Genomic DNA, 23,099 nt, shown 5'->3' with positions numbered 1-23,099 from the left:
TTCGACGATACCCTTGCCCGAAAAAATGCTCTAGGCGAAGGCGCATGACCGATGCGCCCCCGCTTGCCGCTGCCGAACCTGCCCCCGCTGCCGAAACCGAAGTGGAACGTGGTCGCCGCCGATCGCTGGGGCCGCTGCGCATGGTGCTCGAACAGGGGCTGTCCTATCCCGGCCGGGTGGCGATGGCCGGGATCGCCTTGCTGGCGACATCCGGGCTGACCGCCGCGGTGCCCTATGGCCTGCGGCTGGTGGTCGACAAGGGCTTTTCAAAAGGCGCCGATGTTCACGCGCTGGGGCGCTGGTTCCTGTTGCTGTTCGTCATCGTCGCGCTGCTGGGCGTGTTCACCGCCATCCGGTTTTTCTTCGTGTCGTGGCTGGGCGAACGCGTGGTCGCCGATATCCGCCTGAAAGTGCAAGCCAATCTGCTGACCATGCCGCCCAGCTTCTTTGAGGACAACAGCCCCAAGGAAATTTCCAGCCGGATGACGTCGGACACCGCGGTGATCGAACAAGTGGTCGGCACCACCGTTTCGATCGCGCTGCGCAATTCGCTGACGATCCTGGTCGGGGTCACCATCCTGTTTGCACTGGCGCCCGCGTTGACCGCCGAACTGCTGCTGGGCATCCCGGTGGTGGTCGTGCCGATCACGCTGTTCGGCAGCCGCTTGCGCCGCGTGTCACGATCGAGCCAGGACCGCGTGGCAATGGTTGGCGTGCGCGTCGCCGAAGTGCTCGGCGCGATGAAGGTGGTGCAGGCGTTCGGGCAGGAAACGCGCGAACAGGCCCGCTTTGGCGAAGCGGTGGAACACACCTTTGCCACCGCGCAACGCCGTATCCTGATCCGCTCGGTGATGACTGCGGTGGTGATCGTGCTGGTGCTGGGCGGGTTGACCGCGCTGATGTGGCAAGGCGCGCTGGGCGTTGCCTCGGGCCGGATCAGCGGCGGCATGATCGCGCAATTCGTGCTGACCGGCGCGCTGGTGGCGGGCGCGTTCCAGGCACTGACCGAAGTCTATGGCGATCTGGTGCGCGGCGCGGGCGCCGCCGAACGGTTGAGCGAACTGTTGCGGGTCAGCCCTGAAATAGCCGCCCCCGCCCGCCCGATCGCGCTGCCCAGCCCGCCGCGCGGGCAGATCGCGTTTCAGAACGTCACCTTCCGCTATCCCAGCCGGCCGGAAGTGGCCGCGCTCAACGATTTTTCGCTGTCGGTCGAACCGGGCGAGACCGTGGCGATTGTCGGGCCTTCGGGGGCAGGCAAATCGACGCTGTTTGCGCTGGCCGAGCGGTTCTACGACCCGCAGGCGGGGCTGGTGCGCATCGACGGCGTACCCTTGCGCGAAGCCGATCCCAAGCAGGTGCGCGCGCGCATGGCGCTGGTCCCGCAGGAAGGCGTGCTGTTCGCCGCCAGCGCGCGCGACAATCTGCGCTATGGCAAACCGGATGCGGACGATGACGCCATCTGGGCCGCCGCGCGCGCGGCCAATGCCGAGGATTTCCTGAAAGACCTGCCCGACGGGCTCGACACCTTTCTGGGCGAAGACGGCACCCGGTTGTCGGGCGGGCAGCGTCAGCGCATCGCCATCGCCCGCGCGCTGTTGCGCGATGCGCCGATCCTGCTGCTCGATGAGGCGACCAGCGCGCTCGATGCCGAAAGCGAACGGCTGGTGCAAGACGCGCTCGATCGCCTGATGAAGACGCGCACCACGCTGGTGATCGCCCATCGCCTGGCCACGGTGCGCCAGGCCGACCGCATCATCGTGATGAGCGACGGACGGATAGTCGAACAGGGCACCCACACCACGCTGTCGGCGCAAGGCGGGCTCTATGCGCGGCTGGCCCGGCTGCAATTCGACAGCGCGGCCACACTCACCGATTGAGCCGAAATCGCCGGCCTCGTCACAGCGTGCGATCCTGACGATCGGGCTGCGGCCCTTGACAGCGTGCTGCGCTGCGGCAATCCCTTGGCGCCATGGATAGCATGAATCTGACCGCCATTGTGCTCGGTATCGTCGAGGGACTGACCGAGTTCCTTCCCGTGTCTTCAACCGGCCATCTGGTGCTGGCGACCGATCTGTTCGGGTATGACCTGAAAGATTGGGAAGTGTTCAACATCGTCATCCAGTTGCCCGCGATCCTGGCGGTGGTGGTGGTCTATTGGCGCACTTTTGTCGAAGTTGGCACCGGCGCGCTGCGGCGCGACCGCGAATCGCTGCATTTCATCCGCAACGTGCTGATTGCGTTCATCCCGGCGGCGGTGCTGGGCGTGTTGTTGAAAAAGAAGATCGATTTCCTGCTCGAATCGCCGCTCGTGGTGGCCGTTGCGCTGATCGTCGGCGGGTTTGCGATCATCGTGATCGAGCGTGCGGTGCGCCATCGCGACTATGAACCGGTCAGCGCATTGCCGGTGAAGCGGTCGTTTCTGATCGGGCTGGTGCAATGCATCGCGATGATCCCCGGCGTGTCGCGATCGGGTGCCACCATCATGGGCGCGCTGGCGATGGGCGAAAACCGCAAGACGGCGGCGGAATTCAGCTTTTTCCTGGCGGTGCCGACGATGATTGGCGCCACGGTCAAACAATTGTGGGACAACCGTCATGCGCTGGCCGCACACAGCGGGCCGGTCGGGTTTGTGCAGATCGCCATCGGATCGGTGGTCTCGTTCGTGGTCGCGCTGGTGGTGATCCGGCTGTTCCTCGGCTATATCAGCAAGCACGGTTTCATCCCGTTTGCGATCTATCGCATCGTCATCGGCACCGCGGCGCTGATCTGGTTGTTGAAAATCTGATGACGGACAAGCTGGGGCACAAGCATTACGCCGCCCTGCTGGAAGGCCTGCAGGAGGAATTGAGCATCGCCGCGCGCTGGGCGGCCAAGACCGGCGCGCGCGTGCTGGTGCTGTTTGAAGGGCGCGACACCGCAGGCAAGACCGGGGTGATCCACGCAATTTCGGAAAAGCTCAACCCGCGCCAGGTGCGCACGGTGGCGCTCGACAAGCCCTCTGCGCGCGAATCCGGCCAGTGGTATTTCCAACGCTATGTCGCGCATCTGCCCGCCGCCGGCGAAATCGCGCTGTTTGACCGCAGTTGGTACAACCGCGCCGGGGTCGAGGCAGTCGAAGGCTTTGCCGACGCGGCGCAAGTGCGCGCGTTTCTGGCCGCCACCCCGGTGTTCGAGCGCCTGCTGATCGATGACGGCGTCATCCTATTCAAATACTGGCTGTGCTGCGACCAGGCCGAACAGGAAAAGCGTTTTGCCGAACGCCGCGACGATCCCTTCAAACGCTGGAAACTGTCGAGCGTCGATCTGGCCGCACGCAACCACTATGCCGACTATACCCATGCGCGCGAAGTGATGCTGGCGGCCACGCACACCCCCCAGGCACCCTGGACGCTGGTCGATTTCAATGACCAGAAGCGCGGCCGCCTGACGCTGATCCGCAACTTGCTCGACCGCCTGCCCGACACCCGCGTAAAGCCGGAACCGCTCAACCTGCCACCGCTGCACCACGCCCCGCACCACGAACATTTCGGCCTGGTCACGCCATTGCCGCCGTTTGGTGGTGATGGAGAGGGGGACTGACTGCCTGCTGCGAAAGTCGCCCGATCGGCGGCTTTGTTCCACCACGCAGCCTCCGACCGCCAAACCCGGCCTTATTCGATCCTCCCCTTCTGATGAGGGGAGGGATCCGGTTCCGGGATTTGATCAGAGGGCGCTATGGCGGCCTACGGCGAGGGTGCGGCACACTCGATACAGACTCTCACAGCTTGACATTCGCCCGATTCTGCCGCAACGGGCCACCCCTGTATCGCATCATGGTGTGGCGCGGGCGCGGGGCGGCATTGTTGGCCGCCCGTTCTTTTTGCAAGACACCAAAACGTCAGCAAACGTCATTCTTTGACACACAAGGTTTCAGGATAGAGTCATGGCCAAGCCTACCACCGTCAAGATCCGCCTGGTCTCGACCGCCGACACCGGGTTCTTCTATGTGACCAAGAAGAATCCGCGCAACTCGACCGAAAAGTTCAGCTTCAAGAAGTATGACCCGGTCGTGCGCAAGCACGTTGAATTCAAGGAAGCCAAGATCAAGTAAGTTCACGCCGGGTTCAATGACCAGCGCCCACAGCATGGCCATGACCCGCATGATCTCCTTGTTCCCGCGACGTGCCCTGTTGGGCGCAGTCGCTTCAGCCACCCTCGTCGCCACTGCGACGGGGGTGCTTGCATTGGCCCCGGTCGCTGCGCACGCCGATGCCGCCGCCGATATCAACCAGGCGGTCGCCGCCTTGCGCGCGATCGACACGCTGCACGCCGATTTCATCCAGACCGATGCGCAAGGTGGCCGGGTGACCGGTGTGCTGACGATGAAGCGGCCGGGCAAGATCCGCTTCCAGTATCAGCCCGGCGTGCCACTGTTGATCGTGTCGGACGGCACATCGCTGACGATGATCGATTACGAAGTGCGGCAGGTGCAGCGCTGGCCGATTCGCAACAGCCCGCTGGGCGCGCTGCTCGATCCGAACAAGGATGTCGCGCGCTTTGCCAGGCTGAACCCCACCGGGCGGTCCGATCTGATCAGCATGGCGGTGCGCGATCCCGGCCACCCCGAATATGGCACGCTGACACTGCTGATGGTGCGCAAGGCTTCGGCGCCGGGTGGGCTCGAGCTCGATTCGTGGATTGCCACCGATGCCCAGTCGCGCCGCACGATGGTGCGCCTGATCAACCCGCAATATGGCGCCCCGGTCAACGACTCGGTGTTCCACTGGACCGACCCGCGCCAGCAGAACCATCGCGCCGGGTGATCCTTTTTTCGCGGAATGTGCGAATGCGGGGGAGCGGGCTGGCGCCGCCTTCCCCATATTCCAGTATTGACGAAATCTTGCGACACACATGCGACAACTTGAGCGCAATCCTGCACGGTCCGTTCATCTGGGAGAAAGCGGGACCAGTCTAAACCGGTTTCAGCAAGACGGACCAAGCGGGTTCACCCCCCTGTTACCCGCTGACAAGCCCCCCCGGTCTGTCTTGCAGGAGCGTGACGAACGCAGCTGGAACCCTCGCCCCGACCGCCCCCCCCTGGGGCGAGGGTTTTCCTCTCTGACGAACTTTGGCCAGGCCTGCGACGTAGAACGCGCGCGTCTGGCCTTTCTTCTGCGCGATATGAGGCAGTCATGGCGCCTTCGGCAAAAAAATCGGTTCCCACCCTTTTGCGCCGCGCTTAAGACCCGCCCATGATCACCATCGCCACCTGGAACATCAATTCGGTCCGCCTGCGCATCGAATCCGTCGAACGGTTTCTCGTTCAGGAACAGCCCGATGTGCTGTGCCTGCAGGAAATCAAGTGCACCAATGAGCTGTTCCCGCGCGATGTGTTCGAACGGCTGGGCTATGGCCATATCGCGATCAGCGGGCAAAAGGGCTATCACGGCGTAGCCACCGTCAGCCGCCTGCCCCTCACCGAAACCGCGCGCCACGACTGGCAGGCAAATGGCGAGGCGCGTCATGTCGGGGTGGAACTGACCGGGCACGGCCTGTTCCTCGAAAACGTCTATATCCCGGCGGGCGGCGACATTCCCGACCGCGAGGCCAACCCCAAGTTCGGGCAAAAGCTCGACTTTCTCGAACGCATGACGGCCTGGTCGCACAATCTTGACCGGCCCACGCTGCTGGTCGGCGATTTCAACATCGCCCCGCTCGATTGCGATGTCTATGACCACAAGGCGCTGATCAAGGTCGTCTCGCACACCCCGGTCGAAGTGGCCGCGCTGGCACGGCTGGCGGCGGCGCATGACTGGGTCGATCTGGGCCGCAAACATATCCCCGCGCCGCAACGCAACTATTCGTGGTGGTCGTACCGCTCGTTCTGGCGCGACAAGGATCAGGGCCGCCGGCTCGATCACATGTGGGCCTCGCCCGCGCTGGCCGCGCGCTCGGCGACGCACCGGCTGGTCGAGGAAACCCGCCGCTGGGATCAACCCTCGGACCATGTGCCGCTGATCACCGGGTTTGACGCATGACCGGCGACGGTGACAGTCGCCGCGTGGCGCAGGCGCTGGATGCGTTGCGCCACGGCTGGGCGATCCGGGTGGCGTCTGATGCGGGCGAAAAGGGCGCGCTCGACCTGTTGCCAGCCGAAACCGCCTATGCGCAGCCGGGGCTGTTTGCCGCGCGCCTGCTGGTTTCGGCCGCGCGCGCGGCCACGCTGAAACTGGGCAACACCCGCGAATTCAACCCCGCCGCGCCGGTGCTGATTCGCGGATATCAGCCGTTCAGCCTGGAAGCCGCGCGCGAACTGGCCGATCCGGCGCACGATCTCGACAGCCCGTTGCGCGGGCCGTTCCGCGCCGATCCGCTGGCCGATGCCGATGTGGCGCGCGCCGCGATGGATCTGGCGCGCATGGCGGGTATCCTGCCCGCGTTCATGGTCGCCACCGGCACCGAATCGGCGGTGACCGTCACCTTGCAGGACCTGGCCGCCTTTCGCGATCCCGCCGCGCTGTCGATCCAGACCCGCGCGCATCTGCCGGTGGCGGCCACCGCCGATGCCGAAATCGTGGCGTTTCGCGCGCGCGATGATTTGCGCGAACATGTCGCGCTGATCATCGGCACGCAGGATCATGACCGCGTGCCGCTGGTGCGGCTGCACAGCGAATGCCTGACCGGCGACATTCTCGGCAGCCTGAAATGCGATTGCGGCCCGCAGCTCGACGCCGCGCTCCACGCCATGGCCGACGAAGCGGAACGCGGCGGCTGGGGCGTGCTGCTCTATCTGCGGCAGGAAGGGCGCGGCATCGGCCTGATCAACAAGTTGCGCGCCTATCAGTTGCAGGATCAGGGGTTCGACACGGTCGACGCCAACGAACGGCTGGGCCTACCCAACGAGGCGCGCGATTTTCCGGTTGCGGCGCGGATGCTCGATCTGCTGGGCGTGCCCGCGATCCGGCTGATGACCAACAACCCGGCCAAAGTCGATGCCTTGCGCGGGGTGGGCGTCGAAGTGGTCGAACGCGTGCCGCACGAATTGCCGTCAAACCCGCACAACCACCGTTATCTTGCCACCAAGCGCGACCGCAGCGGGCATCTGCTCGGCTGATCAGTTGCGGCCCCCTCGCCATTTCCAGCCACCGCGTGTCTTGGCCCGGAAAAGCGGCATCAACAGCGTGCCGAGCGCGAACACCGCCCCGACGAAATAGCCGGGATGGGCGGGCACCAATGCCCGTGCAAGTCCCACGATCGCACCGACCAGCACCGCCAGCAGCGCCCAGCCTTGCCACGCGATCGGCAACCCGGCACCATAGCCAAACCGCTTGGCCGCAAACCATGCTCCGTCATCCATCGCCAAACTCCCCGATCACCTTCAGGAACGCATCGCCATAGGCATCGCGCTTGCGCGCGCCGACGCCGCTGATTTCGGCCAGCGCGTCCAGTGAACCCGGACGCTGCGCGGCCATTTCGCGCAAAGTCGAATCGTGGAACACCACATAGGGCGGTACGCCCGCTTCCTTGGCCAGATCGCGGCGCAGCGCGCGCAGCGCGGCGAACAACGGATCATCGCCCGGATCGCCTGCCGGCGCGGCACTGGCGCCCTTGCGGCGGCGCGCGGGCTTTTCTGCCTTGAGCGGGGTCTTGGGCACGATCAGGTCGACACTGGCATCGCCTTTGAGAATATCGCGCGCATCGCCCGCCAGCATCAGCCCGCCATGTTCGGTCTGCACCAGCGCGCCGCGCGCCTGCAACGCGCGGCTGACCGGGCGGATCAGCGCCGCCTCGTCCGCGCCGACAATGCCATAGACCGACAACTGGTCGTGCCCGCGCGCCATCACGCGTTCGTCGGCCGCACCGGTCAGCACTTTTTCGACATGGCCAAGCCCGAACGATTGCCCGGTGCGATAGACCGCCGACAGCAGCTTGCGCGCCAGATCGGTGACATTGGTCACCGCCGGACGATCGAGGCAATTGTCGCAATTGCCGCACGTCTCGGGCGGGCTCTCGCCAAAATGGCGCAGCAGGATCGCGCGGCGGCATTGCGCGGTTTCGACCAGGCTGGCCAGCACGTCGAGCCGGACGCGTTCACCGGCGCGCCGCACTTCGTCCATTTCCCCCAGCCGCGCCCGCGCGCGGGCAAAATCGTCGGCGCCCCACAGCATGACCGCCACCGCCGGATCGCCGTCGCGCCCGGCACGCCCGGTTTCCTGGTAATAGCTCTCGATCGATTTGGGCAGACCGGCATGCGCGACAAAGCGCACGTCGGGTTTGTCGATGCCCATGCCGAAGGCGACGGTGGCCACCATCACCATATCTTCCGACGCAACAAACGCCGACTGGTTGGCCGCCCGCACATCGGGCGACAGGCCTGCGTGATAGGGCAGCACCGGCCGACCCGTGGCGCCAAGCTGATCGGCCAGCTTTTCCACCCCGGCGCGAGTTGGCGCATAGATGATGCCCGGTCCTGGCTGTTCGGCCAGCAGGCGGGTCAATTGCCGCATCGGATTGTCGCGCGGGGTGATCGTATAGCGGATATTGGGCCGGTCGAACCCCGCGATGATCAGCCCGTCACCAGGGATGCCCAACTGGTCGAGAATGTCGGCACGGGTATGCGCATCGGCCGTCGCGGTCAGCGCCAGCCGCGGCACTTCGTCGAAATAGTCGAGCAACGGGCGCAACAGGCGATAATCGGGGCGGAAATCGTGCCCCCATTCCGACACGCAGTGCGCCTCGTCGATGGCAAACAGCGCGATCGGCGCGGATTCGAGCAATTCGCGGAAATGGCTCTGGCTGGCGCGTTCGGGCGCGACATAGAGCAGATCGAGCTCGCCGCCACGAAACCGGTCCATCGTCGCGCCGCGATCGGTGTCGGCGCTGGTCAGCGTGGCGGCACGGATGCCGTTGGCAGTGGCCGCGCGCAACTGGTCGTGCATCAGCGCGATCAGCGGTGATACCACCACGCACGTGCCCGGCAGCATGACGGCAGGCAATTGATACGTCAGCGATTTGCCCGCGCCGGTCGGCATCACCGCCAGCGTCGAGTGCCCCGCCAGCACGCGCGTCAGCACTTTGTCCTGCACCCCGCGAAACGCGGGAAATCCGAACACGCGCGCCAGTTCTGCGCGGGCCTGGTCTAGATCGGGGCGGGGTTGGTGCAGTCGGGCGTCGGTCACGCCTGTCGCTATGCCAGATCGGCGCCGCGCTGCCAAAGCGATCTCTCGCAAAAATCCGACGTTGGCAGGCGGGAATGCATGCAATATCTGATAAAATCCGGTTCCCGAAAAAACGCTGCGACGACCCTGACCGTTTTCGATCCTCCCCGAATCGGGGAGGATGCGGGGCCGCTGGCTGGCCCAGGCGTGCCAGGCGGGGACGGGTCATCGGCACGGTCAGCGCGGTGCTGGCCACCGCCATCAGCAGCAGCGCGGTAAAGGTTTCGGCGGTGATGATCTGGCGGTCGAGCAGCACATTGACAAAGATGATCATGATCAGGGCCTTGGTCTGCAACAGCCAGCCGATCACCGAGGCTTCGCCCGGTGCCCAGCCCAGCAGCCACCCGGCCAGATGCGCGCCGATCAGCTTGCCCGCGACCGAGGCCACCAGCAACAGCCCCGCCGCGCCAAACACCATCACCGCACCCATTCCGTTCAGCCCGGCGCCCCACTGCGTGCGCAGCCCGGTCGACAGGAAAAACACCGGCATCAGCGCCAGCAGCAGGAATTCGCGCGCTGCATCGCGCCGCTCGATCGAGAAATCATGCCCGTCGAGCACGGCGCCTGCCAGAAAGGCGCCAACCATGAAATGCAGCCCTGACCAGTCGGCGGCAAACCCCGCCGCCGCCAGCCAGACCACGCCGATCGCCCAGCGATCCGGTTCTGCCAGCCGCCTGATCAGCCGCCGCATGCCCCACGCAGCCAGGCCGAACCCGACCAGAAACAGCCCCTGCCGCCCGATCCGCTGCCAATCGAGCAGGATCAGCGCGAGCACGCCCCAGATTGCGACATCGTCAAAGCTGGCATAGCGCAGCAACCGGTCGCCCAGCGGGCGGCGAAAGATGCCCAGCTTTTCCATCAACAGCACCAGGATCGGCAGCGCGGTCACCGCGCAGGCCATGCCGATACCCATCACCGCCTGCCCATAGCTGCCTTTGGGCCCGACCCAGCCCGGCCAGCACAGCAGCACCGCCGCCGCGCCCGCGCCGAACGCCAGCGGCACCAGCAGGGCGGCGGCGGCGGCGGTGAATGTCTCGCCACGTTTGGCCCAGGCATCGCGCAGATCGAGTTCGAGCCCGGCGGCGAACACGAACAGCATCACCGACCACCACGCGATCCCGTTGAGCGCGCCGATCACCTGCGGATTGAACACCGTGGCAAAGGCAGTGGGAAACACCCCGCCCAGGACGCCCGGCCCCAGCAGGATGCCGCCGATGATCTGCACCACCACCAGCGGCGCGTGGGTATCGCTGCGGGCCAGCCGCCACACCGCGTAGGGCACTGCCAGAATGATCGTCAGCGCGATCAGAAAGAGTTCGCTGGTGCCCATGGTTCCCCGCCCGGCTGTTTTGCCACGTCATGCCGCATATGGCGCGAAGCGCAAGCCGGTCGGTGCGGGAATAGGTATGTAAGTTTCTGTTTTGAAAGTGCCACTCATCACCCCGCGCCCCCGGCCCATCCACCCATTCAAGGTACCCTGTAGGTGGATGGGCCGGAGGTGCGCGACGGTGGGCGGCACTTTGTCGCCGACAGGCGACTTTCGAAACAAACCGTCAGGTACTTGCGGCGCGGGCCTGCGCAGCAAAGGCGTTCAGTTGCACCACGGTCTGATCGAAGCGATGTTCGGCCTCGGCATTGCGCAGGAACTTGACCCGCTCCACCAGCACTTCGGCAGGCGTCGGCTGCGCCAGCAGCAGTGCGATGACTTCGTCGGCGAATTCGTTCAGCGGTTGATAGCCGGGGCGATTTTCCTGACCCGGCGTCAGACCGGTCTGCACGGCGGGCGGCGCCAGCTCGATCACTTCGACCCGGCCCTTCAGCTCTTCACGCAGCGACACGGTGTAGGAATGGATCGCCGCCTTGGTCGCGCAATATGTCGACGCGACGGTCATCGGCACGAATGCCAGCCCGGACGTGACCGTCACGATCACGGCATCGGGTTGCGCCACCAGATGATCGATCAGTGCGTTGTTCAGACGGATCGGCCCAAGCAGGTTGGTGGTGATGGTTGCCTCGGCATCGGCCAGATCGCGGCGGGTGTCGAGCGGTTCCAAACGCATGATCCCGGCATTGTGGATCACCACGTTGAGCGCGGGAAATGCGCTCAGCACCTCTTGTGCAAAGGCCTCGATGGCCACGGCATTGTCGATATCGAGCACGATCGCATGCATATTGGGCCGGCCGGCGATGGCCGCCTGCAGCGCGTCGAGCCGCCGCCCGCTGACGATTACGGTGTTGCCCGCATCGTGCAGGCGCTGCGCCAGCGCGGCGCCGATACCGCTGCCGCCGCCGGTGATCAAGATGGTGTTGCCTTGGGGTTTCATGCGCCTGATGCTCCTGTTCGCAGGCGCACGATATGGCATCGCACTGGCCGATTTACACCTCGGCGTAGTGCCCGGTGGCCAGAAAATGTGTCATGCGCGCTTCGTCGTCGGCGGTGTCGATCGCTTGCGCCGCCAGCCAGTCGGCATTGAAATAAGTGGACGCATAGCGTTCGCCCGAATCGCACAAGATTGACACGATCGCACCGCGTTCGCCCGCCTGTGCCATCGCGGTCGCCAACCGTGCCATCGCCACCAGATTGGTCCCGGTCGATCCGCCCACACGACGGCCCAGCACGTGCGACAGCACGCGCGCCGCCCCGATCGAGGCGGCATCGGCCACCACTTCGACGCGGTCGATCACCGGCGGCAGGAACGACGGTTCGACCCGGGGCCTACCGATTCCCTCGATCAGGCTGCGCGTGCCGGCAAACGTGGTGACCGCACGGTCGTGCCAGTGGCGGTGAAACACCGAGCCGACCGGATCGGCCAGGCAGATCTGCGTGGCATGGCGGTGATAGCGCACAAACCGCCCGAGCGTGGCCGACGTGCCGCCGGTGCCCGCGCCGCACACGATCCACGCCGGGATCGGGCAGGGTTCGTGCGCCATCTGGGCAAAGATGCTTTCGGCAATGTTGTTGTTGCCGCGCCAGTCGGTGGCGCGCTCGGCAAAGGTGAACTGATCCATGTAATGCCCGCCGTGGGCCGCCGCGATGCGTTCCGCCTCGGCATAGACGGCGCCCGGATCGGCCACTTTGCGGCATGTCCCGCCCAGCCGCTCGATCGCCTCGATCTTTTCGGCGGCGGTGCTGTGGGGCACCACCGCGATGAACGGCAGCCCCAGCATGCGGGCAAAATAGGCCTCTGACACCGCGGTCGAACCCGACGACGCCTCGACAATCGTGGTGCCGCGCTCGATCCAGCCATTGCACAAGCCATAGAGGAACAAAGACCGCGCCAGCCGGTGCTTCAGGCTGCCGGTGGGATGGCTGCTTTCATCCTTGAGATAGAGCGCCACCCCCGGCAGCGCGGGCAGGCTGACCGGGATCAGGTGCGTATCGGCCGACCGCGTGTAGTCGGCGGCGATCCGCGACAGGGCCCATTCGACCCAGCGTCTGGCGGGCGCTTCGTGCACGGCGGGGGTGGGCATCGGTGTCAATCCAGATTGGGGCGCAACCAGCGCTCGGCGGTGGCGAGATCGATCCCGCGCCGTTCGGCATAGTCGGCAACCTGGTCGCGGCCAATCGTGGCAACCCCGAAATACTGGCTTTCGGGATGCGCGAAATAGAATCCGCTGACCGCCGCGGTGGGCAGCATGGCCTGGCTCTCGGTCAATGTAATACCGGTGGTGGCATTGGCATCGAGCAGATCGAACAGGATCGGCTTGAGACTGTGATCGGGGCACGCGGGATAGCCCGGCGCGGGGCGGATGCCGCGATACTGTTCGCGGATCAGCGCCTCGTTGGTCAATTGCTCGCCCGGCGCATAGGCCCACAAAGTGGTGCGCACATATTGGTGCAGGCGTTCGGCAAAAGCCTCGGCAAAGCGGTCGGCCAGTGCCTTCAACAGAATGTCGGAATAGTCGTCGTGTTCGGCACGGAACCGTTCGAGATGCGCATCGATACCGTGAATGCCGACGGCGAACCCGCCGATCCAGTCGCCCGCGGGATCGATGAAATCGGCCAGGCTGAAATTGGCGCGTCCCCGGCTCTTGATGATCTGCTGGCGCAGGAACGGCAGGCGGACATGGCGGTCGCCGCCATCGAGATGCAACAGCACATCGTCGCCATGGCGCGCACAGGGCCAGAATTGCGCCACGCCGCGCGCGGTCAGCCACTTTTCCGCGATGATCCGCGTCAGCATCGCCTGGGCATCGGCCCACAGCGCACGCGCGCTTTCGCCCACCACCGCATCGTCGAGGATGGCGGGAAAAGTGCCCGCCAGTTCCCACGCGCGAAAGAACGGTGTCCAGTCGATCACTTGCGCCAGGTCGGCCAGATCCCAATCGGCAAAGACATGCCGCCCCGGCTGTTCGGGCGGGGGCGCCTTCTCGGAAAAATCCGGCGCAAAGGCGTTGTCGCGCGCGGCCTCCAGCGTCAGCAGCTTCGACGCGCCACGGCCCGCGCGCGCATCGCGCACCGCGACATAGTCATTGGCGGTGGCGGCGATAAACGCATCGGCCTGCGTGTCGGACAGCAACTGGCTGGCCACGCCGACCGCGCGGCTGGCATCGAGCACGTGGATCACCGGGCCGTCATAGGCCGGATCGATGCGCAGCGCAGTGTGCACTTTGCTGGTGGTGGCCCCGCCGATCAGCAGCGGAATGGTCATCCCGGCGCGCTGCATTTCCTCGGCCATCGTTACCATTTCATCGAGCGAGGGGGTGATCAGCCCCGACAGGCCGATAATATCGACATCCTGTTCACGCGCGGTTTCGATGATCCGCGTCCAGGGCACCATCACGCCCAGATCGATCACTTCATAGCCGTTGCATTGCAGCACGACGCCGACAATGTTCTTGCCGATATCGTGCACATCACCCTTGACCGTGGCCATGATGATGCGGCCTTTGGCGCGGGCCCCCTCCTCTTTTAGCGCCTCGATATAGGGGATCAGGTGGGCGACCGCCTTTTTCATCACGCGCGCCGATTTGACCACTTGCGGCAGGAACATCTTGCCCGCACCGAACAAGTCGCCAACCGTGTTCATCCCGGCCATCAACGGGCCTTCGATCACTTCGATCGGACGGGCATGGAGCAGGCGCGCTTCTTCGGTGTCTTCGACGATATAGGCGTCGATGCCCTTGACCAGCGCATGTTCGAGACGCCGCACGACATCCCATCCGCGCCATTCCTCGGCGGCCTTTTCGGCCACCTGGTCGCGGCCCTTGAAGCTTTCGGCCAGCGTGATCAGGCGTTCGGTGGCATCGGGGTGCCGCATCAGCAGCACGTCTTCGCACGCCTCGCGCAGCACCGGATCGATCGCATCATAGATGTCGAGTTGCCCGGCGTTGACGATCGCCATGTCCATCCCTGCGGGGATGGCATGATAGAGAAACACCGAATGCATCGCGCGGCGCACCGTTTCATTGCCGCGAAAGCTGAACGACAGGTTCGACAGCCCGCCCGAAATGTGGACATGCGGGCAGGTCTGGCGGATCTCGCGCGCGGCCTCGATGAAATCGAGCGCATAGCGATCGTGTTCCTCGATGCCGGTGGCCACCGCAAACACATTGGGATCAAACACGATGTCTTCGGGCGGGAAGCCGATCCCGGTCAGCAAGGCATAGGCGCGCTGGCAGATTTCGACCTTGCGTTCGCGCGTGTCGGCCTGGCCCGCCTCGTCAAATGCCATGACCACCACCGCCGCGCCGTAATCGAGGCATTTGCGCGCGTGGAGCAGGAACGCCTCTTCGCCTTCCTTCATCGAGATCGAATTGACGATCGGTTTGCCCGACACGCATTTCAGCCCGGCCTCGATCACCGACCATTTCGAGCTGTCGATCATCACCGGCACGCGCGCGATATCGGGTTCGGCGGCGATCAGTTTCAGGAACGTGGTCATCGCCAGTTCGGCGTCGAGCAGGCCTTCGTCCATGTTGACGTCGATGATCTGCGCGCCGTTTTCCACCTGCTGGCGCGCGACATCAACCGCCCTGGCATAGTCGCCCGCCAGGATCAGCTTCTTGAACGCGGCCGAGCCGGTGACATTGGTGCGTTCGCCGACATTGACGAAGCGCGAACCGGCGGACGCCGGGGCAGTTTGTTCGGACATCACGACGCCATGATAAAGGGTTCAAGACCGGCCAGCCGCGTGGCCACCGGCACGGGGGATGGCTGGCGCGGGGGCAGCCCGGCCACCGCCTGCGCCATGGCCGCAATATGATCGGGTGTCGATCCGCAACACCCACCCAGCACGTTGACCTGGCCATGTTCGGCCCATTCGCGCACCAGCCCGGCGGTGGTCGGCGGCGCCTCGTCATATTCGCCCAGTTCGTTGGGCAGCCCGGCGTTGGGATAGACCATGATCAGCGCATCGGCGATCTGCGACAGCACGCGCACATGCGGGCGCAATTGCGACGCGCCGAACGAGCAATTGAGCCCGATCGTCAGCGGACGGGCATGGCGCACGGCATACCAGAACGCCTCGACCGTGTGGCCCGACAGGTTGCGGCCCGACAGATCGGTCAGCGTCATCGACAGCATGATCGGCACTTCACGGCCCAGCGCCGCCTCGATGCGGCGCACCGCCATCACCGCCGCCTTGGCATTCAGCGTGTCGAACACCGTTTCGATCAGGATGAAATCGGCCCCGCCTTCGACCAGCGCCTCAGCCTGTTCGGCATAGACATCGACCAGATGGTCCCAACTGATCTCGCGATAGCCGGGATCGTTGACATCGGGGCTGAGCGACAGCGTCTTGTTGGTCGGCCCGATCGCGCCCGCCACAAAGCGCGGGCGGCCATCGGCGGCGGTGAATTCGTCGGCCACGCGGCGGGCCAGCCGCGCGCTCGCCAGATTGATGTCGCGCACCAGATGTTCGGCGCCATAGTCGGCCTGGCTGATGCGATTGGCCGAAAACGTGTTGGTTTCGGCCAGATCCGCCCCGGCGGCGAAATAGGCGCGGTGGATCGCCTCGGGCACATGCGGTGCGCTCAGCGCCAGGATGTCGTTGTTGCCCTTCTGGTCATGGCTCAGCCCGAGCGTTCCGGCATAGTCCGCCTCGGTCAGGCCGCAGCGCTGGATTTCTGTGCCGAAGGCTCCGTCGGTGATGAGGATGCGTTGCCGCGCCTGTTCGAGAAACGCGGCGCGCGCGGCGCTGGGGATGATGGTCATGACTGGCTGTCCCTGGGACGCAGACCGAGCAACTGGCAGATGGCAAAGGCCTGATCCGCCCGGTTCAGCGTGTAGAAGTGAAAATCGCGCACACCGCCCTCGTAGAGCCTGCGGCACAAATCGGCGGCGACCACCGCGGCGACCAGCGCGCGCGGGCCGGCGCGATCGTCGAGCCCGGTGAACATCGCCTCCAGCCAGGACGGGATCGCGGTGTTGCCACCCATCCGGCGAATCCCCGCCAGATTGGTCACCGGCATGATGCCAGGCAGAATCGGCACGGTGATCCCCGCCGCCAGTGCGCGATCGAGAAAGCGGAAATAGGTTTCCGCCGAAAAGAAGAACTGGGTGATCGCGCGGGTCGCCCCGGCATCGATCTTGCGCTTCAGGTTGTCGAGATCGGCCTGTGGGCTGGGCGATTCGGGATGCCCTTCGGGATAGGCCGCCACCGACAGGTCGAACGGGTGGCGCGCGGCCAACCCCGCCACCAGCGCGGCGGCATTGGCATAGCCGTCGGGATGGGGCGCAAACTGTCCGCCCATGCCCGGCTGCGGATCGCCGCGCAGGGCAACGATGTGCCGCACCCCGGCTTCCCAGTAGCGATCGGCGATTTCGGCGATTTCGCCCCGGCTCGCCCCGACGCATGTCAGGTGCGCGGCCGGCACCAGCGCGGTTTCGCGCACCAGCCGGGCGACCGTTGCATGGGTGCGTTCGCGGGTCGATCCACCCGCGCCATAGGTCACCGAGACAAAGGCGGGATCGAGCGGGGCCAGCGTGCCGATGGCATCCCACAGTTGCTCATCCATCGCCTCGGTCCGGGGCGGAAAGAATTCGAAGCTGACGGCGATATCGCCCGGCAGCCCGGCAAACAGCGGGGCATCGGCAGCGATCGGGGAAAGACAGTCGGTCATCGGGATCATGCCTGTGTGCGGCCGGACCGGCGCGTGGCGGTCCACAGTTTGACAATCAGCTCTTTGCCCGCCAGCGCGCGTTCGGCTTGCGGCTCGAACCCGGCATCGGCAAACAGCCCGGCGATCTGCGCATCGGCAAAGCCGAGCCGCGCATGGGCATGCTGGGTGCGCAGATCTTCGCGATCGTGCGCGGCGAAATCGACGATCGCGATGCGTCCTCCCGGCGCGGTAACGCGCGCGGCCTCGGCCAGCACGGCCTCTGGCGCCTGAGCATAGTGCAGCACCTGGTGGAACAGCACGGTATCGAAACTGGCCGCGGCAAACGGCAATTGCGCAAAATCGCCCTGTACCAGCTCGACTTTGCCCGCCGGCAAGTGCTGCAACCGGGTGCGTGCCAGCCGCAGCATATCGGGGCTGTGGTCGAGCGCGGTGATGCGGCGCGCGCTGTGCGCAAACAGTTCGGCCATGCGCCCGGTGCCGGTGCCGACATCGAGCAGGCGGCCCAGATCGCCCTGCCCTGCCGTGGTGCCGAGCAATTCGGCGAGCGCGGATTCGACCGGGCCATCGTCGATATGCAAGCTGCGCAACTGGTCCCATTGCGCGGCATGCCGGTCGAACCATTCGCGGGCATGGGCCTGGCGCGCGGCGCGAATCGCGTCGAGATGCGCGCGGTCTTCGGCGCATTGCCCGGCGAACGCCGGATCGCTGTCTTCGGCAGTGGCCAGCAAGTGCGCCACCGCGTCGACCAACGGACCGGCCCCGCGTGACTGGCTGCCCACCGCGTGGAGGAACACCCAGGCCCCTTCGCGGCGACGTTCCGCCAGCCGGGCATCGCACAGGATCTTGACATGGCGCGACACGCGCGGTTGGCTTTGCCCCAGCACTTGTGCCAATTCGCCCACCGCCAGTTCCATGCTGGCGAGCAGCCGCATGATCCGCAGGCGCGTCGGATCGGACAGCGCGCGCAAGGTATCGATCAGGGGAATCGCGGAGCTCATGGGACATCCATATAAAGACATCTTTATATGGAGCAAGGCATATAAAGATTTTGTTATATGAAGTTCAGGTTGTTCCCCCTACGGCACGATTGGACAGGGCCCGATGCCATGGCTAGAGAGGGACTCTATGGCAAAAGCCATCGCACCGACGAGGACTTTGATGACGAAATTCGCCCCCGCCGCCCTGCTGGCCGTGTTGATGCTGGCCGGTTGCGGCCATCACGATCACGAAAGCGATGACGCCACCCCCAGCAATGTCGAAATGCCGGCCGCCGACTTGCCCGCCGGGCCGCCCTCGCTGGCCGCCCCGCCGCCTGCGCGCGATCCCGACGCCGATGCCTCTGCCGCCGCACTGTCGGCACGTGCCGCCGCGACCACCGATGCCGAAGATGCCGCCTCGGTCGCCGAACAAGTGCGTGCCGCACGTGCGGCTGCCGACGCCGACCAGCAAGGCGGCGGGGACAGCACCACCCCCCACCAGCAACCCCCGCAATAAGATGCGCGGCGCGCTGTGCCTGGTGCTGTTGCTGGCCGCCTGTTCAAGCGACAGCGATCCCGGCCCCGGCGGCGTGACCAAAGGCGAGGCAAAACAGCTCGATGCCGCCGCCGAGGCGCTGGAAAAGCGCCCGGCGCCGCCGCTGGCCGATGCCACCGTGCCAGCCGATATCGGCGACGGCGAAGCAAAACTGCCAACGCCCGTGCGGTGAATGGCCTCGAATTCGCGAAATTCAGTCGAATTGCACTTTGCCGCGCCCGGCCTTGATCGAGCCGCGAATTTTCTTGCCTGCCAGCCGCTGGACTTTGCCGACGCGGTTGAGCCGCGACTTGGCGCGCTTTTCGGGCAGGGTCAGCGCTTCGCGCAGCAGGTCGGCCAGGCGTTCGCGCGCATCGGCGCGGTTGGCCTCCTGCGTGCGGAACCGCCGCGCGGTCAGCACGATCTCGCCGCCCGAGGTCAGCCGGCTGCCGGCCAGCGTTTTCAGCCGCGCAAACACCTCGGGGCTTAGCCGCAAGGCATAGATGTTGATGCGCAGTTGCACGGCGGTGGCAACTTTGTTGACGTTCTGCCCGCCGGGCCCGGTCGCGGTGATGAAGCTTTCGCTGACCAGCGCCATGGCGCGGTCGATCACCGCATCGGCGGCGGCGCTCATCCTGCGGGCTCGGCAAAGCCCAGCGCGCGAAAGTCGGCGGGCATCGGCGCATGGGCGTCGATCGGCGGCTTGCCATCGCGCGGGATCACCAGTCGCGCGGCGTGAAGCATCGTGCGCTTGCCGGGCAGTTTCTTGCCATAGACCGGATCGCCCAGCAGTGCATGGCCCAGTCCGGCGGCGGCATGCACGCGGATCTGGTGGGTGCGCCCGGTTTCGGGGGTGAATTCGACCAGCGTAAGCGCACCCTGGCGGTCGAGCACGCGCCAGTGGGTGATCGCCGCCTTGCCCGCGCGCGCCGGGATCATCCGCCAGCCATCGCGCTCGCTGCTGATTTTCGACAAGTTCAGGCTGATCGTCCCGCGATCTTCGTCCAGCGTGCCATCGACCACGCCCCAATAGGTCTTGCCCACGGTGCGTGCCTCGAACGCGGCGGAATAGCGTTTGAGCGCGCGTGGATGGCGCGCCAGCAACAGACAGCCAGAGGTGTCCTGATCGAGCCGGTGCACCGGCGAGGGTGAGCGCGAAAAGCCCAGCCGCAATTCGTAGGCGCGTTCTTCAAGCGACATGCCCCCTGCGCGGGGCCGGTCGAGCGGCAGCCCGGCGGGCTTGTCGATTACCAGCGCTTCGGCATCTTCGTACAGGATGGTCAGATCAGTCATTGCAGGGCCCCCGCGATACGCGCGATCGCGCGGTCAAGTTTGTCATCATCGGCGGCAAAGCTGATGCGAAATCCATTGCGCCCGCCAAACGCCGATGCCGCCACCACCGCCACGCCATGGTCGAGCAAGTGCAGCACCAGCGCCTCGTCATCGCCGAAACGGTCCATCAGCGGCGTCGCGTCGATCATGCAATAGAACGCGCCATCGGGCAGCGGGGTCGACAGTCCGGGGATCGCGTTGATCGCGGCCACCACCCGGTCACGCCGCGCGCGGAACCGTTCGCGCCAGTCGATCAGGAAATCCTGCGGCCCGGTGAACGCCGCCACCGCCGCCGCCTGTGCAATCGAGCAGGCATTGCCGCTGGTGTGGGACTGCAATTTGCCCATCGCGCCGATCAGCCAGGCCGGCCCTGCCGCAACGCCGATGCGAAATCCGGTCATCGCATGGCTTTTCGAAACGCCCGACACGGTCAGCACGCGCGCGGCCAGATCGGGGCAGACCACCGCCAGCGTGGCATGATCACCCGGCGTATAGCGCAACGGCGCATAGATATCATCGCTCAGCACCAGGACGTGCGGATTCGCGCGCAACACCTCGCCCAGCGCGGCCAGATCGGCAGCGGAATACGTCGCGCCGGTCGGATTGCCGGGGCTGTTGAGCAGCAGCCAGCGCGTGCGCGGGGTGATTGCCGCCGCCAGGTGTTCGGGCGTGATGCGATATCCGCCCGCCGCCGTAGTCGGCAGGTCGACCACCGTGGCCCCTGCAAAGCGCACCACTTCGGGATAGCTGACCCACCAGGGTGACGGGATCAGCACTTCGTCGCCCGCATCGAGCGTGGCCACCAGGGCGTGAAAGATCGCCTGCTTGCCGCCCGCCGACACGATCACTTGTTGCCAGGGTACGACAATGCCCAGATCACGCGCGAAATGCAGCGCCGCCGCCTCGCGCAGGGTCTGGGTTCCGGCCACTGCGGTATAGCGCGTGTCATCGGCATCGAGCGCGGCCTTGGCCGCCGCCTTGACATGATCGGGGGTGGCAAAATCGGGCTCGCCGACCGACAGCGCAATGATGTCGCGCCCGGCCGCGCGCAGCGCGATGGCGCGATCGGTCATCCCATTGGTGCGCGATGGCGCGATCCGGGCCAGGGCCTGGCTGATGGGTTCGGCACTGCGCATTGGCATCTATCCCAAAAGACGTGCCGGTAGCAGCCCGCGCAGGGAATTGCCCAGCAAAAACCCTTCGGCAAGGTCGGCCAGCGTGACATCGCCTTCGACAACTTTGTCGGCATCGATCAGGCTGCGGCGCAAAACGCCGGGCAACAGCCCGTGGCCCGCGCGCGGCGTGATCAACCGGCCATCGCTGCGGCGGACGAACACATTGGTATAACTGCCCTCGGTGATCAGGCCATCATCGCGCAGCAACAGCGCCTCGTCCGCCCCGGCGGCGCGGGCGGCGCGCAAGGCGGCCTCGTAAAACGCGCGGTCGCTGGTCTTGTGCCGCAACCGCCAGTCATCCGCCGCCAGCGGCAGCGGCAGCACCGCGCATGTCAGCAGCCGATCGGGCGTGGCGGGCAGCGGCGCGGTTTCCAGCGCAATCGCGCCCGACCGCGCCAGCATCAGCCGCACTTTGGCGGGCGCCTCCAGATCAAAGCACAGCGCTTGGATTGCGTTGCGCGTGGCATGGCGGTCAAATGCAAAGCCAAGCTCGACCGCGCTGGTGCGCAGCCGTTCGAGATGGTGTTCGATCAGAGCGATCCCGCGCGCGGGATCAAACGCCATCGTCTCGATCAGATCAGCCTGGCCAGCGGACAACCGCAAGAAACTCCCTTTGATCAGGCATTCGCGCCATTCGCCGAGCATGGCCGAATCGGCGACCACCGCCGAGCCCACGCCCATCGTTGCGCGGCCGCCCGCAGCGCCCGGATAATCGGGCGCAAGCCGCACCGTGCGGATTGCCACATTGAACACCGCACGACCAGCCTGATTGCCACCATCCTTGGTATCGGCCGGCTCTGGCACGTCAATATGGCCGATCGCCCCGCAGTAGACGCCGCGCGCATCGCGCTCGTGGCTGTCGATCAGTTCCATCGCGCGGATTTTTGGCGCTCCGGTGACCGATCCGCAGGGGAATATCGCGCGCAACAGATCGCCCACGCCTTTGCCCGGCGCCAGCCGCGCGTTCACCGTGGAAACCATCTGGTGCACCGTGGGATAGCTCTCGATCGCGAAGGGTTCATCCACCCGCACCGATCCGGGCACGGCCATGCGCGACAGATCGTTGCGCATCAGATCGACGATCATCAGGTTCTCGGCGCGATCCTTGACGCTGGCGCGCAAGCGGTCACGCTCGGCGGTGTCTTCGTGCACGGTGCGTCCGCGCGGCGCGGTGCCCTTCATCGGGCGCACCGTCACGCTGTCGCCCTCGACCTGAAAGAACAGTTCGGGCGAGGCCGACAACGTCCAGTGCGACCCGTCCCACAGCACCGCGCCAAACCCCGCGCCGCTGTCGCGGCGCAATGCGCGGTGGATCGCCAGCGGATCGCCGCGCCAGGTTCCGCCCAGCGGAAATGTCAGATTGACCTGATAGGCATCGCCCGCGGCAATCGCCTCGTGCACCCCGGCAAAGGCCTGGGCATAGCCACCGACCGACACTTGCGGCACCATCGGCCCGAGCACGCCGGCCCCCTGGATTTCGCGCGCCAGCCAGCCATCGACGTCATCGCCGGTCATCAGCGTGCGGTCGGCAAAGCGCGCAAACCACACCAGCGGCCCTGCCGCGCCGCTGCGCCGTGCGGCCAGCGGCATCAGCCGGGGTTCGAGCGCCAGCCCGGCTTCATAGGCGATCATCCCCGCCCAGTGGCCCGGCGTTGCGCCAATCCGCGCCAGCGCGGGCGCCACTTCGTGCGCCCGGCGCGCCACCACGATCTCGACCGGATCGCGATAGAGCCGCGAAGGCGCCGCACCGGTGCCGCGTGTGTCATCGAGCAGAATAAAGGGGGGCCGGGTCATGACAACCCGGCCCTTACCCGCATCC

Annotated in this window: 21 protein-coding genes and 1 pseudogene; 9 read left to right on the top strand and 13 right to left on the bottom strand. The window is 65.9% G+C overall.

What is annotated here, in order from left to right; genetic code table 11:
* Window positions 1-44 precede the first annotated feature (44 nt).
* The 7 genes from AQZ49_RS03025 to ribA all read left to right on the top strand — a co-directional run bounded on the left by AQZ49_RS03025 (window position 45) and on the right by ribA (window position 7,093).
* Window positions 45-1,877, top strand: coding sequence for an ABC transporter transmembrane domain-containing protein (locus tag AQZ49_RS03025; RefSeq protein WP_067612790.1), 1,833 nt, complete (start codon window positions 45-47; stop codon window positions 1,875-1,877).
* A gap of 92 nt (window positions 1,878-1,969) precedes the next feature.
* Window positions 1,970-2,785 carry an undecaprenyl-diphosphate phosphatase gene (locus AQZ49_RS03020; protein ID WP_067612788.1) on the top strand — a complete coding sequence of 272 codons (816 nt, stop codon included), beginning with the start codon at window positions 1,970-1,972 and terminating at the stop codon, window positions 2,783-2,785.
* Window positions 2,785-3,579, top strand: coding sequence for a polyphosphate kinase 2 (gene ppk2 / locus AQZ49_RS03015; RefSeq protein WP_067612785.1), 795 nt, complete (start codon window positions 2,785-2,787; stop codon window positions 3,577-3,579). The genes AQZ49_RS03020 and ppk2 overlap by 1 nt, the downstream gene beginning before the upstream one ends.
* Before the next feature lie 343 nt (window positions 3,580-3,922).
* Entirely contained in the window at window positions 3,923-4,090 is a 168-nt protein-coding gene (gene rpmG, locus AQZ49_RS03010; protein ID WP_067612782.1) for a 50S ribosomal protein L33, read from the top strand.
* A 40-nt stretch (window positions 4,091-4,130) separates the two neighbouring features.
* Window positions 4,131-4,802, top strand: a complete 672-nt coding sequence (locus tag AQZ49_RS03005) for a LolA family protein (RefSeq protein ID WP_067613438.1) — start codon at window positions 4,131-4,133, stop codon at window positions 4,800-4,802.
* A 429-nt stretch (window positions 4,803-5,231) separates the two neighbouring features.
* Window positions 5,232-6,017, top strand: a complete 786-nt coding sequence (locus tag AQZ49_RS03000; RefSeq protein WP_067612778.1) for an exodeoxyribonuclease III — start codon at window positions 5,232-5,234, stop codon at window positions 6,015-6,017.
* On the top strand, window positions 6,014-7,093 hold the full coding sequence (gene ribA / locus AQZ49_RS02995) for a GTP cyclohydrolase II (RefSeq protein ID WP_067612776.1): 1,080 nt from the start codon (window positions 6,014-6,016) through the stop codon (window positions 7,091-7,093). Before AQZ49_RS03000 ends, ribA begins: the two co-directional genes overlap by 4 nt.
* Here ribA and AQZ49_RS02990 read toward each other — a convergent pair whose 3' ends face one another.
* From AQZ49_RS02990 to AQZ49_RS02950, 9 genes and pseudogenes are all read right to left on the bottom strand, one after another.
* Window positions 7,094-7,336: a hypothetical protein gene (locus tag AQZ49_RS02990; RefSeq protein WP_067612773.1), complete on the bottom strand. Its 243-nt coding sequence runs from the start codon at window positions 7,334-7,336 to the stop codon at window positions 7,094-7,096.
* Window positions 7,329-9,143, bottom strand: a complete 1,815-nt coding sequence (gene recQ, locus AQZ49_RS02985) for a DNA helicase RecQ (protein ID WP_067613436.1) — start codon at window positions 9,141-9,143, stop codon at window positions 7,329-7,331. The genes AQZ49_RS02990 and recQ overlap by 8 nt, the downstream gene beginning before the upstream one ends.
* A gap of 196 nt (window positions 9,144-9,339) precedes the next feature.
* Window positions 9,340-10,527 (bottom strand): annotated as a pseudogene (locus AQZ49_RS02980) (cation:proton antiporter); the annotation flags it as partial.
* 223 nt (window positions 10,528-10,750) lie between these two features.
* Window positions 10,751-11,521 carry an SDR family oxidoreductase gene (locus AQZ49_RS02975; protein WP_067612770.1) on the bottom strand — a complete coding sequence of 257 codons (771 nt, stop codon included), beginning with the start codon at window positions 11,519-11,521 and terminating at the stop codon, window positions 10,751-10,753.
* A 52-nt stretch (window positions 11,522-11,573) separates the two neighbouring features.
* Window positions 11,574-12,668 carry a PLP-dependent cysteine synthase family protein gene (locus tag AQZ49_RS02970; RefSeq protein WP_067612767.1) on the bottom strand — a complete coding sequence of 365 codons (1,095 nt, stop codon included), beginning with the start codon at window positions 12,666-12,668 and terminating at the stop codon, window positions 11,574-11,576.
* Between the two features lie 5 nt (window positions 12,669-12,673).
* Complete coding sequence (metH, locus tag AQZ49_RS02965; protein WP_197410895.1) at window positions 12,674-15,292, bottom strand: methionine synthase; 2,619 nt, start codon at window positions 15,290-15,292, stop codon at window positions 12,674-12,676.
* Entirely contained in the window at window positions 15,292-16,353 is a 1,062-nt protein-coding gene (locus AQZ49_RS02960; protein ID WP_067612761.1) for a homocysteine S-methyltransferase family protein, read from the bottom strand. Before AQZ49_RS02960 ends, metH begins: the two co-directional genes overlap by 1 nt.
* Window positions 16,350-17,261, bottom strand: a complete 912-nt coding sequence (metF, locus tag AQZ49_RS02955; protein WP_067613434.1) for a methylenetetrahydrofolate reductase [NAD(P)H] — start codon at window positions 17,259-17,261, stop codon at window positions 16,350-16,352. The genes AQZ49_RS02960 and metF overlap by 4 nt, the downstream gene beginning before the upstream one ends.
* A gap of 5 nt (window positions 17,262-17,266) precedes the next feature.
* A complete protein-coding gene (locus AQZ49_RS02950) occupies window positions 17,267-18,259 on the bottom strand; it encodes an ArsR/SmtB family transcription factor (protein WP_067612758.1) in 993 nt (330 codons plus the stop codon).
* A gap of 160 nt (window positions 18,260-18,419) precedes the next feature.
* Here AQZ49_RS02950 and AQZ49_RS02945 point away from each other — a divergent pair, with 160 nt between their 5' ends.
* Both AQZ49_RS02945 and AQZ49_RS02940 read left to right on the top strand, forming a co-directional pair.
* Window positions 18,420-18,755: a hypothetical protein gene (locus tag AQZ49_RS02945; RefSeq protein WP_067612755.1), complete on the top strand. Its 336-nt coding sequence runs from the start codon at window positions 18,420-18,422 to the stop codon at window positions 18,753-18,755.
* A gap of 1 nt (window position 18,756) precedes the next feature.
* Window positions 18,757-18,966 carry a hypothetical protein gene (locus tag AQZ49_RS02940; protein WP_067612752.1) on the top strand — a complete coding sequence of 70 codons (210 nt, stop codon included), beginning with the start codon at window positions 18,757-18,759 and terminating at the stop codon, window positions 18,964-18,966.
* Between the two features lie 21 nt (window positions 18,967-18,987).
* On the opposite strand, the gene arfB is transcribed toward AQZ49_RS02940, so the two are convergent.
* From arfB to pabB, 4 genes are read right to left on the bottom strand one after another with little or no spacing between them, the layout of a single operon-like run.
* A complete protein-coding gene (gene arfB / locus AQZ49_RS02935; RefSeq protein ID WP_067612749.1) occupies window positions 18,988-19,407 on the bottom strand; it encodes an alternative ribosome rescue aminoacyl-tRNA hydrolase ArfB in 420 nt (139 codons plus the stop codon).
* Window positions 19,404-20,066: an RluA family pseudouridine synthase gene (locus tag AQZ49_RS02930; RefSeq protein ID WP_067612746.1), complete on the bottom strand. Its 663-nt coding sequence runs from the start codon at window positions 20,064-20,066 to the stop codon at window positions 19,404-19,406. The genes arfB and AQZ49_RS02930 overlap by 4 nt, the downstream gene beginning before the upstream one ends.
* Window positions 20,063-21,241: a pyridoxal phosphate-dependent aminotransferase gene (locus AQZ49_RS02925; RefSeq protein ID WP_067612743.1), complete on the bottom strand. Its 1,179-nt coding sequence runs from the start codon at window positions 21,239-21,241 to the stop codon at window positions 20,063-20,065. The genes AQZ49_RS02930 and AQZ49_RS02925 overlap by 4 nt, the downstream gene beginning before the upstream one ends.
* Before the next feature lie 6 nt (window positions 21,242-21,247).
* A complete protein-coding gene (gene pabB, locus AQZ49_RS02920) occupies window positions 21,248-23,074 on the bottom strand; it encodes an aminodeoxychorismate synthase component I (protein ID WP_067612740.1) in 1,827 nt (608 codons plus the stop codon).
* Between the last annotated feature and the right edge of the window lie 25 nt (window positions 23,075-23,099).

Source organism: Novosphingobium sp. FSW06-99 (assembly GCF_001519065.1).
GTDB lineage: Bacteria > Pseudomonadota > Alphaproteobacteria > Sphingomonadales > Sphingomonadaceae > Novosphingobium.
The sequence above is the reverse complement of the archived record's forward strand: the minus strand, read 5'-3'. Positions and strand labels throughout refer to the sequence as shown.

Bases quoted from the DNA above. Each gene is read 5' to 3' on its own strand.
- AQZ49_RS02940 (WP_067612752.1), top strand. From the start codon at position 18,757: ATGCGCGGCGCGCTGTGCCTGGTGCTGTTGCTGGCCGCCTGTTCAAGC.
- AQZ49_RS03005 (WP_067613438.1), top strand. From the start codon at position 4,131: ATGACCCGCATGATCTCCTTGTTCCCGCGACGTGCCCTGTTGGGCGCA.
- arfB (WP_067612749.1), bottom strand. From the start codon at position 19,407: ATGAGCGCCGCCGCCGATGCGGTGATCGACCGCGCCATGGCGCTGGTC.
- pabB (WP_067612740.1), bottom strand. From the start codon at position 23,074: ATGACCCGGCCCCCCTTTATTCTGCTCGATGACACACGCGGCACCGGT.
- ribA (WP_067612776.1), top strand. From the start codon at position 6,014: ATGACCGGCGACGGTGACAGTCGCCGCGTGGCGCAGGCGCTGGATGCG.
- metF (WP_067613434.1), bottom strand. From the start codon at position 17,261: ATGACCGACTGTCTTTCCCCGATCGCTGCCGATGCCCCGCTGTTTGCC.
- AQZ49_RS02945 (WP_067612755.1), top strand. From the start codon at position 18,420: ATGACGAAATTCGCCCCCGCCGCCCTGCTGGCCGTGTTGATGCTGGCC.
- rpmG (WP_067612782.1), top strand. From the start codon at position 3,923: ATGGCCAAGCCTACCACCGTCAAGATCCGCCTGGTCTCGACCGCCGAC.
- AQZ49_RS02970 (WP_067612767.1), bottom strand. From the start codon at position 12,668: ATGCCCACCCCCGCCGTGCACGAAGCGCCCGCCAGACGCTGGGTCGAA.
- AQZ49_RS02930 (WP_067612746.1), bottom strand. From the start codon at position 20,066: ATGACTGATCTGACCATCCTGTACGAAGATGCCGAAGCGCTGGTAATC.
- ppk2 (WP_067612785.1), top strand. From the start codon at position 2,785: ATGACGGACAAGCTGGGGCACAAGCATTACGCCGCCCTGCTGGAAGGC.
- AQZ49_RS02960 (WP_067612761.1), bottom strand. From the start codon at position 16,353: ATGACCATCATCCCCAGCGCCGCGCGCGCCGCGTTTCTCGAACAGGCG.
- AQZ49_RS02950 (WP_067612758.1), bottom strand. From the start codon at position 18,259: ATGAGCTCCGCGATTCCCCTGATCGATACCTTGCGCGCGCTGTCCGAT.
- AQZ49_RS03020 (WP_067612788.1), top strand. From the start codon at position 1,970: ATGGATAGCATGAATCTGACCGCCATTGTGCTCGGTATCGTCGAGGGA.
- AQZ49_RS03000 (WP_067612778.1), top strand. From the start codon at position 5,232: ATGATCACCATCGCCACCTGGAACATCAATTCGGTCCGCCTGCGCATC.
- AQZ49_RS02925 (WP_067612743.1), bottom strand. From the start codon at position 21,241: ATGCGCAGTGCCGAACCCATCAGCCAGGCCCTGGCCCGGATCGCGCCA.
- AQZ49_RS02975 (WP_067612770.1), bottom strand. From the start codon at position 11,521: ATGAAACCCCAAGGCAACACCATCTTGATCACCGGCGGCGGCAGCGGT.
- AQZ49_RS02990 (WP_067612773.1), bottom strand. From the start codon at position 7,336: ATGGATGACGGAGCATGGTTTGCGGCCAAGCGGTTTGGCTATGGTGCC.
- AQZ49_RS03025 (WP_067612790.1), top strand. From the start codon at position 45: ATGACCGATGCGCCCCCGCTTGCCGCTGCCGAACCTGCCCCCGCTGCC.
- metH (WP_197410895.1), bottom strand. From the start codon at position 15,292: ATGTCCGAACAAACTGCCCCGGCGTCCGCCGGTTCGCGCTTCGTCAAT.